Origin of the sequence: Halomicronema sp. CCY15110, from assembly GCF_016888165.1 — a bacterium.
Taxonomy (GTDB): domain Bacteria; phylum Cyanobacteriota; class Cyanobacteriia; order Phormidesmidales; family Phormidesmidaceae; genus Halomicronema.
In genome coordinates this window covers 1-14,820 of the sequence record NZ_JACSWC010000389.1, presented here as the reverse complement: position 1 = coordinate 14,820, position 14,820 = coordinate 1, and the positions used below count along the sequence as shown (strand labels likewise).

General features: G+C 55.5%; 12 protein-coding genes. 8 read left to right on the top strand and 4 right to left on the bottom strand.

Annotation, left to right across the window (positions count from 1 at the left end; genetic code table 11):
• Positions 1 to 15: 15 nt before the first annotated feature.
• A complete protein-coding gene (locus JUK32_RS19295; protein WP_204140496.1) occupies positions 16 to 1,491 on the bottom strand; it encodes a leucyl aminopeptidase in 1,476 nt (491 codons plus the stop codon).
• A 275-nt stretch (positions 1,492 to 1,766) separates the two neighbouring features.
• Here JUK32_RS19295 and JUK32_RS19290 point away from each other — a divergent pair, with 275 nt between their 5' ends.
• The 3 genes from JUK32_RS19290 to tatC all read left to right on the top strand — a co-directional run bounded on the left by JUK32_RS19290 (position 1,767) and on the right by tatC (position 5,795).
• Entirely contained in the window at positions 1,767 to 3,968 is a 2,202-nt protein-coding gene (locus tag JUK32_RS19290) for a transglycosylase SLT domain-containing protein (RefSeq protein WP_204140495.1), read from the top strand.
• Positions 3,969 to 4,089: 121 nt separating this feature from the next.
• On the top strand, positions 4,090 to 4,953 hold the full coding sequence (locus tag JUK32_RS19285) for a helix-turn-helix domain-containing protein (protein ID WP_204140494.1): 864 nt from the start codon (positions 4,090 to 4,092) through the stop codon (positions 4,951 to 4,953).
• A 128-nt stretch (positions 4,954 to 5,081) separates the two neighbouring features.
• A complete protein-coding gene (tatC, locus tag JUK32_RS19280; RefSeq protein ID WP_375541589.1) occupies positions 5,082 to 5,795 on the top strand; it encodes a twin-arginine translocase subunit TatC in 714 nt (237 codons plus the stop codon).
• A gap of 118 nt (positions 5,796 to 5,913) precedes the next feature.
• Here tatC and JUK32_RS19275 read toward each other — a convergent pair whose 3' ends face one another.
• A complete protein-coding gene (locus JUK32_RS19275; protein ID WP_204140492.1) occupies positions 5,914 to 6,450 on the bottom strand; it encodes a GNAT family N-acetyltransferase in 537 nt (178 codons plus the stop codon).
• A 13-nt stretch (positions 6,451 to 6,463) separates the two neighbouring features.
• Here JUK32_RS19275 and JUK32_RS19270 point away from each other — a divergent pair, with 13 nt between their 5' ends.
• Positions 6,464 to 6,649 (top strand): hypothetical protein, encoded by a 186-nt coding sequence (locus JUK32_RS19270; RefSeq protein WP_204140491.1) that lies wholly within the window; start codon positions 6,464 to 6,466, stop codon positions 6,647 to 6,649.
• 423 nt (positions 6,650 to 7,072) lie between these two features.
• Here the strand turns inward: JUK32_RS19270 and JUK32_RS19265 are convergent, their stop codons facing one another.
• Positions 7,073 to 8,236: a GuaB3 family IMP dehydrogenase-related protein gene (locus tag JUK32_RS19265; protein WP_204140490.1), complete on the bottom strand. Its 1,164-nt coding sequence runs from the start codon at positions 8,234 to 8,236 to the stop codon at positions 7,073 to 7,075.
• A gap of 332 nt (positions 8,237 to 8,568) precedes the next feature.
• Here JUK32_RS19265 and JUK32_RS19260 point away from each other — a divergent pair, with 332 nt between their 5' ends.
• The 4 genes from JUK32_RS19260 to JUK32_RS19245 all read left to right on the top strand — a co-directional run bounded on the left by JUK32_RS19260 (position 8,569) and on the right by JUK32_RS19245 (position 13,128).
• Positions 8,569 to 9,291 carry a TrkA family potassium uptake protein gene (locus JUK32_RS19260; protein WP_204140489.1) on the top strand — a complete coding sequence of 241 codons (723 nt, stop codon included), beginning with the start codon at positions 8,569 to 8,571 and terminating at the stop codon, positions 9,289 to 9,291.
• A complete protein-coding gene (locus tag JUK32_RS19255; protein ID WP_204140488.1) occupies positions 9,278 to 10,495 on the top strand; it encodes an anhydro-N-acetylmuramic acid kinase in 1,218 nt (405 codons plus the stop codon). Before JUK32_RS19260 ends, JUK32_RS19255 begins: the two co-directional genes overlap by 14 nt.
• 223 nt (positions 10,496 to 10,718) lie before the next feature.
• Positions 10,719 to 11,159 (top strand): hypothetical protein, encoded by a 441-nt coding sequence (locus tag JUK32_RS19250; protein WP_204140487.1) that lies wholly within the window; start codon positions 10,719 to 10,721, stop codon positions 11,157 to 11,159.
• 415 nt (positions 11,160 to 11,574) lie between these two features.
• Positions 11,575 to 13,128 (top strand): serine/threonine-protein kinase, encoded by a 1,554-nt coding sequence (locus JUK32_RS19245; protein WP_204140486.1) that lies wholly within the window; start codon positions 11,575 to 11,577, stop codon positions 13,126 to 13,128.
• A 170-nt stretch (positions 13,129 to 13,298) separates the two neighbouring features.
• On the opposite strand, the gene JUK32_RS19240 is transcribed toward JUK32_RS19245, so the two are convergent.
• On the bottom strand, positions 13,299 to 14,177 hold the full coding sequence (locus JUK32_RS19240; RefSeq protein WP_204140485.1) for a universal stress protein: 879 nt from the start codon (positions 14,175 to 14,177) through the stop codon (positions 13,299 to 13,301).
• Between the last annotated feature and the right edge of the window lie 643 nt (positions 14,178 to 14,820).

Genomic DNA, 14,820 nt, shown 5'->3' with positions numbered 1-14,820 from the left:
ACAACAGTATTAGGCTTACGACAAGACCCAGTTCACGAGAGTCCGTACGCCATAACCCGTGGCACCCGGACTGTTGTAGGCGTTTTCACGCTCATTCCACACGGGGCCAGCGATATCTAAGTGCGCCCAAGCGGTTTCTTGCACAAACTGCTTCAGGAAGAGGGCAGCGGTGATGGAACCACCGAAACGGGGGCCGGTATTTTTCATGTCTGCGGCCAGGGACTTCATGCCTTCGAAGTATTTTTCCTCCAAAGGCATCCGCCATAGCTTTTCGCCAGCGGTGATGGAGGCCGCTTCAATTTCGCTGGCCAAAGTATCGTCGGGACTCCACAAGCCCGCAATGGAATCGCCGAGCGCCACGATGCAGGCTCCTGTCAAGGTGGCTAAGTCGATCATGGCGTCAAGGCCCAGTTTTTCTGCAAAAACGAGGGCATCGGCTAGGGTCAGGCGGCCTTCGGCGTCGGTGTTATTCACCTCAATGGTTTTGCCGTTGGAAGCAGTAATAATGTCGCCAGGGTGGAGCGCATTGCCGCTGATCATGTTTTCAGCAGCAGCGCTGATGAAGTGAACTTCGACATCCGGCTTGATTTGCGCGATCGCTTTCGCTGCTCCCAATGTGGCCGCCGCGCCGCCCATGTCAAATTTCATCATCTCGATCATGCTGCCCGCGCCAGCTTTGATGTTGAGCCCCCCAGAGTCAAAGGTGAGCCCCTTGCCGATAATGGCGAGCTTGCGGCGGGGGGTCCCGGCTGGTTTGTAGGTTAGGTGAATAAATTTAGGTGGGAGGTCAGATGCTTGGGAGACGCCGAGGAAGGCTCCCATCCCGAGTGCCTCACAAGCCGCTTTTTCAAGAATTTCGACTTCGATGCCGTGGTCGCGGGCGATCGCTTCCGCCGTTTCGGCCAACATCGCGGGAGTTGCTACGTTGGGCGGAGCCGAGACGAGTTCCCGCGCTAAAATCACGCCGTCGGCAACTTGCTGGGCGCGGGCGATCGCGGGCGCTTCGTTCGGGTAACCAATCAGCTCGATGCGCTCAATGGCAAAGCTTTTGTCATCACTTTCTGACTTAAAGCGATTGTCTTCATGGAGGGCTAAGAGTGCGCCTTCGCAAATGCCCTGAGCTGAGAAGGCCGGATCTTCGTTCCACGTCGGTAGGCTTACGCCTAAGGCTTTGCACTTCTCTTTTTTGCCGATACGAGCGGCGATCGCCCCGGCTCGTCGGAGCGTTTCTAGCGTGATCGCTTCCGGCTTACCCAGGCCAATCAGGGCCAACTTTCGTACCGGACCGCTGGAGCCCACCCGAATCACCGCACTGCTATCGGCAGCGGCCTTGAACTCGGATTCGTCAATCAACTCTTGCACTAAGCCCGAGAGCTTGTTGTCCACATCTGCCAGGTCACCAGACAATGGCAAGTCTGCCTCGGTGACACCAATCGCCAGGCAGTCGCCAGTCCAGTCAAGTACGGGCTGAGTTGATAAATGGAGATCCATAGGGAGGCCGATCGCTGTTGTTAAGAAAATACCCTTTACATTTGACTACAGCTTGGAAGGTTCTGCAATTTTCTGACGAGGGGGCCACTGATTTTTTCTCAGGGTTCAAGAGTTGGGTGCGCCAGACGGCCCCGTCGCCCCACTTAAAATTCAAGCAGGGTGATGGTATCCACACCCATAACCCGACCACGAACAACGCATTTGGCGGGGGATTTGTTAGAACTGCTAGAGGCAGCGCACCGACACCACACAATTATCAATAAGGGGAGGCAGCGATGCGGCGGCGGTTAGGAAACTGGATGCCCTGGATTGGACTTTCAGGGGCAACGGCTTTGGGGCTAGGCGCAACGTTGGCGCTGTTGACGGCGGCTGACTGGGTGCCGAATCCCCTGGGCGCATCTGACCCGGCGGCGGATATTGAATCGGCCACCACGATGGGGGCTGCCGCCGATTCGCTGGTGTGGTCGCTGGCGCTACAATCGCCCGAAACACGGGCCGATTCGTTGCAGGCGATCGCGGCGCAACCCGTTTCCGATGAGCAGGTGCGAGCCCGCTATTTGCTGGCCCAAGACTTGCTGAACCAAGGGCGCGGCGGCGCGGCCATCCCCCTGTTGACAACCCTGCCCGAAGATTTTCCCGAACTCGCCGTCCACAGTCGCATTCAGCTCGGCAAGGCTCAAAAAGCCAGCGGCGATATGGCGATCGCTACGGAGACTTGGCAGAATGTGCTGCAAGAGCATGGGGAGCATCCCGCCTCGGGAGAAGCGCTGTATCAGCTGGGTCAGCAGGAACCGCAGCAGTGGGATCAGCTGTTGCAAAAATTTCCCGCCCATCCCCGCAGTGTGGAGATCGCCCACAAGCGCCTGGTGGAAGCGGCGCAACCGCAAGATGAAAAAGCGCTACTGCTGATCATGACGCGCCACGGCATCTATCATCCCGATGTGCTGACCTTCGTCAATTTGCTGGTGGAAAAGTATGGCGACCAACTCACCCCCGAAGAGTGGCAAGCGGTTGGGTTTGCCTACTGGGAGCGGCAGGCGTATAAGTCGGCGGGCAATGCCTACAGTCAAGCTCCAGCCAGTCCGCAAGTTCTGTATCGAGCCGCCAGAGGAGCCCAAATTGGGGAGCAGCGGGCGGCTGCGATCGCGGGCTACTACGAACTGGATGCCACCTTCCCCGAGGCCCCCGAAACCGCCCTGGGCTTGATTCGACTGTCTTACCTGGTGGATAAAGAAACGGCGCTCCAAATTCTGGATCAGGTGGTGGCGCGTTTTCCGGAGCGGGCGGCGGAAGCCCTCGCGGAACAGGCCGACATTATGGTGTCACTCGACAGTCCAGACACCGCGACCCAACTGCGCGAACGCATCCTCACCGATTACAGTGCGTCTGAAGAAGCTGCTGCACTGCGATCGCAGTATGCCCGTAACGCTGGAGCCGCTGGCAATTGGTCCGCCGCCATCCAATGGGCTGATCAGCTGTTGACGGAAAATGCTGAGGACGATCTGGCCCCAGAACTGGGTTTTTGGGCAGCGAAATGGTCTCTCCAAGCGGGGGATGAGCCCGGCGCGACTCAGCGGTTGGAGCAGGTGATTCGCGACTATCCTGAGTCCTACTTTGCGTGGCGCGCCGCCAGCACTCTGGGTTGGGACGTGGGCGACTTTCGGACAGTGCGATCGCTCCAGCCCGCGATCGCCCTCCCCACCCAGCGGCAGCTCCTACCCGCTGGTTCTGACAAGCTGCAACAACTATATCTGCTGGGCCAAGACGAAGACGCTTGGGCGCTTTGGCAAGTCGAGTTTGAGAACGCTCAAGACCCTTCCGTCACCGAACAATTTACCGATGGCGTCCTGCGGGTGGGGGTAGGGGATAATCTCGACGGGATGTTCATGATTTCCAGCCTCGACTGGCGTGACGCCCCTGACGAACAAGCGACCCATGCTGAGGTGCAGCAGCATCCCGCCTATGGGCAAGCGCTCTATCCCTTCCCCTACAGCGACCTCATCGCCAAATGGTCGGCCGAGCGACAGCTCAATCCCCTGCTCGTCACCGCCCTGATGCGGCAAGAATCACGCTTTGAGCCCCAAATTCGCTCTGTGGTGGGGGCCGCAGGGTTAATGCAGGTCATGCCTGACACGGCTGACTGGATTCAGTCAAAATCTGACATCACTGCGGCTAATCTCGATGACCCCAACGACAATATCAACCTGGGGACGTGGTATCTCGACTACACCCATGAGGAATATAACAACCATTCCCTCTATGCAGTGGCGAGCTACAACGCCGGCCCCGGCAACGTTGCCGACTGGATCGCTCGAGGCGGCTACAGTGATGACGATGACTTTGCGGACAAAATTCCGTTCCCCGAAACCAAGAACTATATTCGCGCCGTCTTTGGGGGCTATTGGAACTATTTGCGGCTTTACAACCCCGCGATCGCCCGCCAGATTGAGCGTTTACAGCAGGCTGACCCAAAATAACGTAACATTTCCTTTTACAATTAGCGGGTGATGGGTGTCTTTGCAGACGCAATTCATTACCGTTTCCCTGAGAGAGGCAAGGTGCAAGGTGAATCCAGCGCAGCAGGAGCAACTTAGCAACGTGGGTGCTTACCTTCGTGACTTGAGAAAGGAGCAAGGCACCACCATTGATGAAGTTGCCAACCAAATCTTTATCCGGCCCGCCTTGGTCGCAGCGATCGAGGCAGGCGACTGGGAATCTTTGCCTGAACCCGTTTTTGTGCAGGGCTTCATTCGCCGCTATGCCGATTACTTAGGATTGGATGGCCGTGAAGTTTCCCAGCAGTTTGAGCCGACGCCCGTCGCTGTGCTGCCTGATCCCGTCTTAGCCACCAGCAGCACCGTTGAAGGCGTGGTCAAGCAACAAGATAAATATGGCTTAAAAGTATTATCCAAAGTGGAACCTACCTCCAGTAATGGCACCCGGACCACGTCTTCCAGCCCCACGTTCAACCGTAATTGGCTCTTTGGCCTTGTCGGCCTGGCGGCCGTGATCGGTTTAATCGCCTGGTTTGCGACGCGCCCTGCGCCGCAGTCCACCACCACCACCTCCGAAACTGAAACTGAGACCCCTGAAGCAGCTAGTGAAGATGCCGATGCGATCGCAGCTCCTGATGACGGGGGGGATACGGCAACGGAGACGGCCACTGACGAGGCTTCAGAGGCAGCGGCCCCACCAGAGGACCTGACCTTTGCCGTCAACCTGGAACAAGACGCCTGGATGCGGGTGACAGTAGATGGTGAGGTGGCATACGAGGGCATCCTCTCTGCGGGCAGCCAAGAAACCTGGACAGGAGAAAACGAGATTAGAATCACTGCAGGAAACTCGGGGGGCGTTTTGTTCTCCTTCAACGGCAGCGAAGAGCAGCCTTTGGGCCAGCCGGGCGCAGTCCGCAACTTGACTCTGACCCCTGACACCGATGCGTCGACCTTCTCATCCCCATGACCCGCGATGACTCTTACAATGAATAAGGGTTTGACCCTATCTGATCAACTTTTATCTTGGCTATGACCACTTCTCCCGAGACTACAGCGCTATCGCCTCGCAACGATGAGCTTGATCCAGATGCTTATATGGATGAGGTGCCGGGCGATGTGGAGATGTCAATTTTTGACCATCTCGAAGAACTGCGGATGCGGCTTTTTTATTCGCTAATTGCTGTGATTGTCGGGGTGATCGGCTGTTTTGCCTTTGTGGAAAAAATTGTCAAAATCTTGGAAGTTCCGGCCAAAGGAGCCAAGTTTCTACAGCTCTCTCCAGGAGAATACTTTTTCGTTTCTTTGAAAGTGGCCGGATACTCTGGCTTGCTGATTGCCAGTCCCTTCATCCTGTACCAAATCATCATGTTTGTGCTGCCGGGGCTCACCCGGCGCGAGCGGCGCGTCATTGGGCCGATTGTTCTGGGCTCCAGTGTTCTTTTCTTCGTTGGGATCTTTTTTGCCTACATCGCCCTCATTCCTGCCGCTCTGAACTTTTTCATCAGCTACGGTGAAAATGTCGTGGAACAGTTGTGGTCGATCGATCGCTATTTCGAGTTTGTGTTGCTGCTGCTGTTCAGCACGGGTTTAGCGTTTCAAGTGCCGGTGGTGCAGTTCTTGCTTGCCCTGCTGGGGATTGTCAATTCCCAAGCAATGCTGAAAGGCTGGCGCTACATTTTGCTCGGCGCGGCGATTTTAGGAGCGGTATTGACCCCCTCGACGGATCCGGTGACGCAAAGCTTGCTCGGTGGCGCAGTGCTCTCTCTCTATTTCGGCGGCATTGGGTTGGTCAAACTCTCAGGCCGATAAGGAAACCGCTCCCATCAAAATGCTGACGCCTCACCAGGGCTGGTGCTAGCGACTCATCCTCCGAACTCCCATCATCCACTTAGCCACTGTCTTCAGCCGGGATAGGATGGGCTTAACCCTACCAGTACTGAGGATCGCTCAAGGCTGCCACGCAGGTACAGCGGCCAGATAAGGACGCGATCGCCTCGCCCGTCAGTACTTGCCCCAGCCACCCCTCAGGTTGAGACAGGGCGTAGGGGGGCATGATTTGCTCTGGCGAAACCGGCTGAAAGCCGACTTTGCCGTAAAACGCTGGATCGCCATAGGTCAGGACTAAACGCTCGCCTTGATGCTTCAGTTCACCCAAGCCGTGGTTGATCAACGCCTGACCAATCCCTTGACCCTGGCGATCGCTGCGCACAGCCACAGGCGACAAGATGAATGCCGAGATCGGGGCATCCAACCTTAGTCGGCTAAACACGATAGCGCCCAAGATTTGCCCATGCTCGACTGCCACAAAACTATACAAATCAGCCGCCTCGGTCTGCTCCAGCAAATTCCGGGCTAACTGACCGATCAAAGCCCCTTCCGCGTCTTCTTCGGACTGGGCAAAGACTGAGGTAAAGAGCGACACAATCGCTTCACCGTCATTCTGGGTGGCAAGTCGGAAATCCATCGGCGAGCCGGGTGTGGTTAGGAAGGTGCCGTTTTGGGTCGGTCATGACAAAGACTCGCAGATCACAGCGATCGCAGCCGTTTGTCCCGTGCTAGCAGGCCCAGCGGCGCTCAATGGTCGCGACAAAATGGTGAGGTTGCCATCGATGAACGGGGGCTATCGTTCCATGAAGATCGGCAACATTTACGGTTACCTGTAGGTCGTTACACCTGGTAAGAGCCCACAAAGAGGAACCGCCCAGACAAAGTCTGAGCGGAGTGTGGTGTGAGGAGTGAACGGAAACTTTCGTCTCCGATACACCTTTATTGTAAGTGTGACAGTTACTATTCCGCCACTCCCAACCTTGTCAAAATTAATGTTTCTTTGGCTAAAGATAAAAGGACTCTAAAGTTCACCACGCAACGCTATGAGCAGCAAGCGATCGGCTAATCGTTGTGAATTGTAAACTAGGCCGACAGCCGCTACCCACAGTGGAGTGCTGCCAGGCCAGACGGCTGTTCTGGGTGCTGCAGACGGGATGGCATTAGGTGGCACGGTGTGTTTTCGTCCCGACCGCCAGCCTAAGAATGACTGGGTGTGCTCAAGATTTTGATGGTCAGGAAGCAGGGGCAGATGAATGGCTCTATTTACCCATGCCTAATTGCTGAGCCTTTTGATAGACCTTGCCTTCGGTTAACAAGGAAGGTGCAACTACCACTTCCACCTGCTGCATTTCCTTTAAGTTTTTAGCGCCTAGGGTGCCCATGCTAGTTTGCAGCGCGCCCAATAAATTATGGGTGCCGTCGTCGAGTTGGGCCGGGCCTCGGAGAATCTGCTTTAGGGTGCCAGTGCTGCCCACCTTAATGCGGGTTCCCCTTGGCAATACTGGGCTCGGGGTCGCCATGCCCCAGTGATATCCCCGTCCCGGGGCCTCTTGCGAACGGGCGATAGGAGAGCCAATCATCACGGCATCAGCCCCGACGGCGATGCATTTGCAAATATCGCCGCCGGTCACAATGCCCCCATCGGCAATGACGGGAATGTATTTGCCCGTTTCTCGCTGAAAATCGTCGCGTGCGGCAGCACAGTCGGAGACGGCGGTGGCCTGGGGTACGCCCACGCCGAGCACCCCCCGTGAGGTACAGGCAGCCCCCGGCCCAATCCCCACGAGCACACCTGCCGCTCCGGCCTTCATGAGATTGAGGGCGACATCGTAGGTAACGCAGTTCCCCAAAATCACCGGCATCGGCATCTCTTGACAAAAATCTGCCAGATCCAGTGGGGTGATCGATTCGGGCGACAGGTGCGCGGTCGAAACCACAGTGGCTTGAACAAACATTAGGTCTGCCCCGGCCTCAGCGATTGCTTTGCCAAACTTTGCTGCGCCTGCTGGTGTCGAACTCACTGCCGCAATGCCCCCTGCTGCTTTAATGGACGCGATGCGCTGCTGAATCAGTTCGGGCCGAATCGGCTTGGAATAGAGTTTCTGCATGAGCGTGACGAACTCGTCTTTGCCCACGGCTGCGATTTGATCCAGAATGGGTTCGGGATCGTCGTAACGAGTCTGAATGCCTTCCAGATTCAACACGCCGAGGGCACCCAACTGTGAGAGTTGGGCGGCAATATTGACGTCCACCACACCGTCCATAGCGCTGGCAATAATGGGAATCTCGCGCTCAATGCCGCCAATTTCCCAACGGGTGTCTGCTAATTGGGGATCTAATGTACGATTACCCGGCACTAAGGCAATTTCATCAAAACCGTATGCGCGGCGAACAGTTTTTCCTCGACCTAGTTGAATCTCCACGGCTCTCTCCATCCCAGAAGTCATTCAGACAGGCTAACATTTTGTCGGACTACTTAGCCCATTGCCCCAGGCGATGTTGATGGGGCATCTGCCAGATGTGCGGGGCGGCCCGGAATGATTCTGTTCCAAGTGGTGGGTCATCTGGCTGGACGATGGGGCAGCGAGCGATCGCCTTTACCGACTTGGCCATGTCTGCCATCTTCCACGCGGCCTGCTCAGATCATGTCTCAAAGTTGTTCAGCGGTGTCAAGGCATCGGTAGACTAAGCTGAAGGTCAAGTGGCCTGGGTGTCGGTGGCGACTGCCATCTCTTTAAGACAAGGAGCGTTCTCAGTGAATCTGTCGTCGCTAGGCTTTTTTCGCAGTTTAAGGACTCGCAATCGCCAATTTGCCGTGATTGGTCTCGGGCGCTTTGGGCGGGCCGTATGCATGACGCTCAATTCCCTCGGTTATGAAGTCCTCGGCATTGACCAAAATGAGCAAAGCGTCACCCAGGCCCTAAAAGACGAGATTGCTGCCCACGCCATACAGCTCGATTCGACCCAGCGGCTGGCGCTAGAGGAAGCCGGTATTCCTGACTTTGATACGGTAATTGTGGCGATCGGCAATTACATCGAAGAAAGCGTCATCACCACCTTGAATGTGAAAGAACTGGGCGTGAACTATGTGGTGGCCAAGGCTTCCAGCGAAATCCATGGCAAGTTGTTGCATCGGGTTGGGGCTGACCAAGTCGTTTTTCCAGAACACGAAATGGGGTGCAATTTGGCGCGGGCCATCACCCGCCCTGGTATTCTCGATCGCTTTGAACTAGATCCGGACAACAGCATTGTTGAACTGCGAGTACCGACAGCCTTTGACCAACGTACGATCGCTGACTTAGACCTGCGCAACAAATATGGCGTCACGTTGCTAGCCATTACTCGCCCCGGCCACGACGAAAAATTCGAAGTGAACCCGAGCCCCGTGACACAGTTGCATAAAGGGGCGGTGATGGTTGTGATCGGCAGTAACCACGGTGTCGAGCGCCTACCCCTGGAAGACGATGAAAAAGCCTAGCCTGCGTGTGATGGGACTGATTAGCGGCACGTCGGTGGATGGCATTGATGGCGTGGTGGCGACCATTGCTGGCACTGGCTATGACTTGCAGGTAAATGTACTCGGGGGCGATACCCTGGCTTATCCTGCCGCGCTGCGTGACCAGGTACTCGCGGTGGGCGCGGGAGCCCCGCTAGCGATCGCCGACCTGGCAACTCTGGATGAGGCGATCGCCCGCCAATTTGCCCAGGCAGCCCAGTCTCTAATCGACCAGTACGGGCCAGTTGACCTGATCGGTTCCCATGGGCAAACCGTCTTTCATCGCCCCCGCACCGTTGGCGGCCCCGCCACGACTCACCTGGCTTACAGCCTGCAATTGGGACGCGGTGACCTCATTGCCACGCTGACCCAATGCCCCACAGTGAGCAATTTTCGCCAGGCTGACATCGCCGCTGGGGGCGAGGGTGCCCCTCTGGTGCCCCCAGTCGACTTAGCACTGCTGAGTCATCCCACCCGCACCCGCTGCATTCAAAATATTGGTGGCATCGGCAATGTCGCCCTGCTCCCCCCCTGGCCTGCCCCTCGCCAAGTTCCGCCCCAGGTGATCGGCTGGGATACTGGACCTGGCAACAGCCTGATGGACTTAGCCGTGGCCCAACTTTCCCACGGTCAGCAAACCTATGATCGCGATGGGGCCTGGGCGGCCCAAGGCCAGCCACATCCCGCTTTGGTGGATCATTGGTTGGCGCATCCCTATTTTGCGCAGTTGCCGCCCAAATCGACTGGGCGAGAACTTTTCGGCCAAGACTTTTTACACCAGTGCTGGCAAGATGCGGCGGCTCACGAGCTCTCCTCTGCCGATGTCTTGGCCTGTTTGACCGAACTCACGGCCCGTTCCATTGCTCACAGCTATCAAACCTTTTTGCCCCAACTCCCCGATGAGGTTTTGCTCTGCGGTGGAGGGAGCCATAATCGGTATTTGGTGCGTCGACTGCAGGCGCACTTGCCCACGGTCACGATGCAGACCACGACGATGGCGGGGGTCGCTGCCGATCTGAAAGAGGCGCTGGCCTTTGCGGTTTTGGCTTACTGGCGGCAACAAGCCTTTCCGGGCAACTTGCCAAGCGTAACGGGGGCGGGCCAGGCGGTAGTGCTTGGTGAGTTATGGCCGCCCGTGCCGGTCCAGTCGTCGGTCGCCTCGGTACCTGTTCCGGATGGCGGTTAAGCCGTTGAAAAACGGGCTGGCTAGCCGACTGTGAACCAGACGTAAACCCGTTCAGTCATTCGCGTAACTTTAATAACTTTTTGATCACTAGTCACTGGCTACTGCCGCAGTTAGTCGCTACTATTTTGGCTAGGCTTGTTTGTGAAATCAGGGCAGATAATATTCTTGGTTCTGCTCGCGCGATCGCACGTAGCCAGTCATCAGCCTTATCAGGAAACTCGGTTTGGATCACACATTTTTAATTGAGCCTGGTCGCTGGACTCTGCAGGGCAACTGGTTAGAGCGGGATAAGCCGCCGATGGTATTACGAGGGGGGATCCTCATTGCCTGGGGCCGAGATAATTGGTTCACCATGGTGATGAAACTCACATTTCCGAATCAGGAACACGACGAGATTTCGTTGCAGTACAAAGGGCGCTTGGCGGGCGGCGAACGGCAGTACACCTTCGTCTTGCAGCACAGTGAGTTAGGCCGGGTCGAAGGTGAAGGCTGGGTAGCCCCCGCTTCAGTCGTGCAGCGCTATTGGTGTCTGGGCGATCGCCAACGGCGTACCGGGTTTGAAACCCTATACCAAGTGAGTGACGCGCATTACCACCTCTCTAGCGGCATCATGGCGGGTCATTATCTAACGACCGCGATCGAAGCTAACCTAGAAAGGCAATAGTCGGTAGAGGTGTTCCGACATTGGGTATCTTGAACCTAATTGCTTATATGTAAAGATGCGAGGGTTGCGTGATCGCCAGTTAGGGATTGTGAGTCCTTCAGAGTTTGACGCTTGCTGCCACTCGGTTTTGGTGCATTTACTCGCGATGGCAGAAAGGACAATAGTTTCAGTGCTGCTTCTCCTCTCTTGCTCGACCCAGCAGGGCTATGATGGCGGTTAGCGTCGATCAGGAGTGGGATGCACTGACTGCCAATTCGTCACATGATCATCGCGATTAGTTCGAGCTCGATTCTCTAAGCATGAGAGACGTTTTTAGACCCAATATCTTCAAGGCGAGTGTTGCTAGGCTCTCTTGATGACTGCGGTGAATCGTTTGAATACTCAACTTGCAATTTGTGCGCTTGCGGCATCCACTATGACAGATCCCAACATTGGGCAGAAACTTGCGAATCGCTACGAGCTGATGGAACTCGTAGGGCAAGGGGCGATGGGCAAAGTCTACCGGGCAGAAGATACGCTCCTGGGCGGCGTCATTGTGGCGGTGAAATTTTTATCCCAAACGTTGCTGACCGATAAGATGCGCGATCGCTTTGTGCAAGAAGCGACCACCTGCGCCCAACTGGGGCAAAACAGTATTCACGTCGTGCGCGTCACTGACTATGGCGTCAACGAAGATGACATTCCGTTCTACGTGATGGAATATCTGCATGGGGAAAGCCTCAGCATCTTGATCAGCCAAAAAGCGCTGCCTTTACCCCGGTTTTTAGGCATCATTCGCCAAATCTGCCTGGGACTCAAATCAGCCCACGATGGGATTCGCGTGCGGGGTTACGATCGCCCCATCCCGATCATTCATCGAGATATTAAACCCAGCAATATTCTGGTTACCCAAGACCCCACCCTTGGCGAGTTGGCCAAAGTACTCGATTTTGGCATCGCCAAACTGATGCAGGCTGATAGCGAACAAACCAGTTCGTTCATGGGCACGCTGGCCTATGCCTCGCCCGAGCAAATGGAAGGCAAAGAGCTGGATAATCGCTCTGACATCTACAGCTTGGGCATCTTGATGTACCAAATGCTGACGGGAAATTTGCCGTTACGAGCCGCGAGTCATACCTTTGGTGGTTGGTACAAGGTGCACCACACCGAGCTACCGGTGCCGATGAGCCAGGTTGCGCCGAACCTGCAAATTCCCAATGTGTTGGAAACGCTAGTCATGAGTTGCCTGGAAAAGCAGGTCGACAAACGCCCACAAAATATTGTGGCGATTCTCAAGACACTAGAGCCGTTAGAGCAGCGTTATGGCACTGGCTTCCGGGTCGGGCAAAGAATTGGCGCGGCGTTATCACGGGTACCGATCGCGCCCAAACCCAAAACAGCAAAGTCGGCTGAAGTTCCCGCCGATGCCTTATCGACCACTGAGGGAGATGTTTGTCGCCTTGCCTCGTGGCCGGAAAATAAACCCATTGCCGAAATTGTCTTTCCCCACATCCTTCAGACTAGAGACGGCGCACTCTCAACCTTGTGGGTCATGATGCCGCCCGCAGAGATTACCAAACGGCTGCGTGGCACCCGCTATAACACTTTCATCTGCACCATGTCGCCGCACCCCATGGTGCTGTGGCTCACCGTCTTATACAGCCCCAAACATGGGCCGCGCTGGCTCCCTTGTTTTCTCGATCTCAAAACCCAAGCGGGTCAAGAAATCGCCTTTCATCTGGGCCAAAGCGGCACGTACAAAGTCCTCTACTTTTCTACCCAAGAACCCCAGCAATGTGCCCATGTCGTCACCTGCAGCATCGCTGCGCCCCAGCAAAATATGCTGCAAAGTTGGGTCATGACTGCCCGCACCCACCCATCTGTAGGGAGTCCGAACTTCAGCAAAAAAATGCTGCGCGATGAACTCAACAACAACTTAAAAGAAAAAGTCTTACAGCATCTGGAGTCGCTTTACCTCGATACTGATTGACCTTTCCTGATGCTAGGGCCTGTCATCATTTAGTCATCAAAGCCTTGCGACAAAAGGACAACAGGCCCTAGTGTATTTCAGGAGTACGGGTGCGGTAATGCTGATCCCACCAAGTCTCTGGAATTAATTGATGACGCGCCCTAGGGGGGATGTCTGGTTCACCCATGGCCTCAATCAGCCTTGGGGAAATACAATACTGGGTGCCAGCTATGGCGCAAAATTTCACGAGTGAGACTGGGGATTGACCAGCGCAGCAACCCGCCGATACCCCGCGAAGAGGTGGCGATCGCGCCAATGTCGTAACGATCAGCCGCCCGCAAAATTTCCGTTAGCGGGTCACCCTCGACCACTAAGGGGGTCACATTCAGGTTCAGCGCCCGTAACGTCTCAGCGACCTTTTCCAAGCGCTGACGGGCGTCTTCCATCGGATGATCCCCTTGCAATTCCCGACGAATGTTATCGTCAATCACCCAGAGCAGCCAGTATTGATGATTGGCTGGGGGCGGACTTTGCTGAATTTGCCTTTTCAGGGTTTCTAAAAACTCGGTCGAGCCTGTCGTCCCGTCATAGGGGATCAATAAATTCTGAAATAGATGGCGACAGCGCAACGATAGCTCTTCGGTGGTAAAAGTCGAAACCAGTTGTGGCCGCAGGATCATCATGGGCACTGGAGTTCTTTCCACGAGTTTCATCGTGGTGCTGCCAAACAGCTTTTCAGACAAGATGTTACGGGTTGGCATCCCCAAAAAGAGGACTTCACAGCCCGTCGCCTCGACTGTCTGCAAAATGTTGTTGCTCGCTCTACCGCCGCTCACAATCACTTTGACATCAACACCGTCCGGCACCTCTTGAATCTCGTCTTTGAGGCTTGCCTGGGCCGCGGCAACTTCATCCTCATCCACTCTGGGGACGCTGCGATCAGTCTCTACCGGCACATTGTGGAAAAAGGTGATTTGTTTGAATCCACTCTCTGCCAAACTGGGAATGGTATATGCCAAACGATATAGGCCATCTTCTAAATCAGTACTGATCAGAGCTTTCTGAAACATCAACAGGCTACTCCACCGACGCTAGCGTCCTTATCATGATGCATTTAAGCACCAGCAGCAATCAAAGAGTGGGATACGGTAACAACAACTTAAATATCTCAGTGCCCAGCATCGGCTCTTTCCCTAGAATTGGGATGTTGGCCTCAAGGTTTCCTCAGAGCAAAACAAGGCACGTCGAGGAGAGGTGCCACCCAGAGAAATTCTCGTCGCCAAGAAGCATCGCGTTGCGCCCATGGCTCTGGGCGTGCCTATGCTGCGGGAACGTAATTCCTGCGTCCGTCGACGCCGGCTTGCAGATGGGGAAACCCTGCCTCGCAACACTGAACTGACTAGCGAGGGAGCAACCAACCGCATGACCTGATGCTGACCCGTATTTGGCAGAGGGAGAGATAGGGAGAACTGCTGGGTAGGCATCTTATGCATGCCGCCGCCAGCGTCTAATGACATACACAGGCAGAGATATTGCAGACAGACATATGCAAGCTTAATGATGTGAAGCTGATGACCACAGCAAGCAGGCCGCTGCATCGATCTTAAAATTCGGTCTTAAAAATCTGGATGGTGACAGCTAGTACTCGACGGCATAAATAACCATAGCCATTATGAGGTCAAAGGCTTGCCCGAATAGTTCCATTTAAAGGGC

What these genes read in the sequence shown, in the direction of transcription:
- JUK32_RS19295 (WP_204140496.1), bottom strand. Translation starts at nt 1,491, where the DNA reads ATGGATCTCCATTTATCAACTCAGCCCGTACTTGACTGGACTGGCGAC.
- JUK32_RS19290 (WP_204140495.1), top strand. Translation starts at nt 1,767, where the DNA reads ATGCGGCGGCGGTTAGGAAACTGGATGCCCTGGATTGGACTTTCAGGG.
- tatC (WP_375541589.1), top strand. Translation starts at nt 5,082, where the DNA reads ATGGATGAGGTGCCGGGCGATGTGGAGATGTCAATTTTTGACCATCTC.
- JUK32_RS19275 (WP_204140492.1), bottom strand. Translation starts at nt 6,450, where the DNA reads ATGGATTTCCGACTTGCCACCCAGAATGACGGTGAAGCGATTGTGTCG.
- JUK32_RS19255 (WP_204140488.1), top strand. Translation starts at nt 9,278, where the DNA reads ATGAAAAAGCCTAGCCTGCGTGTGATGGGACTGATTAGCGGCACGTCG.
- JUK32_RS19245 (WP_204140486.1), top strand. Translation starts at nt 11,575, where the DNA reads ATGACAGATCCCAACATTGGGCAGAAACTTGCGAATCGCTACGAGCTG.
- JUK32_RS19240 (WP_204140485.1), bottom strand. Translation starts at nt 14,177, where the DNA reads ATGTTTCAGAAAGCTCTGATCAGTACTGATTTAGAAGATGGCCTATAT.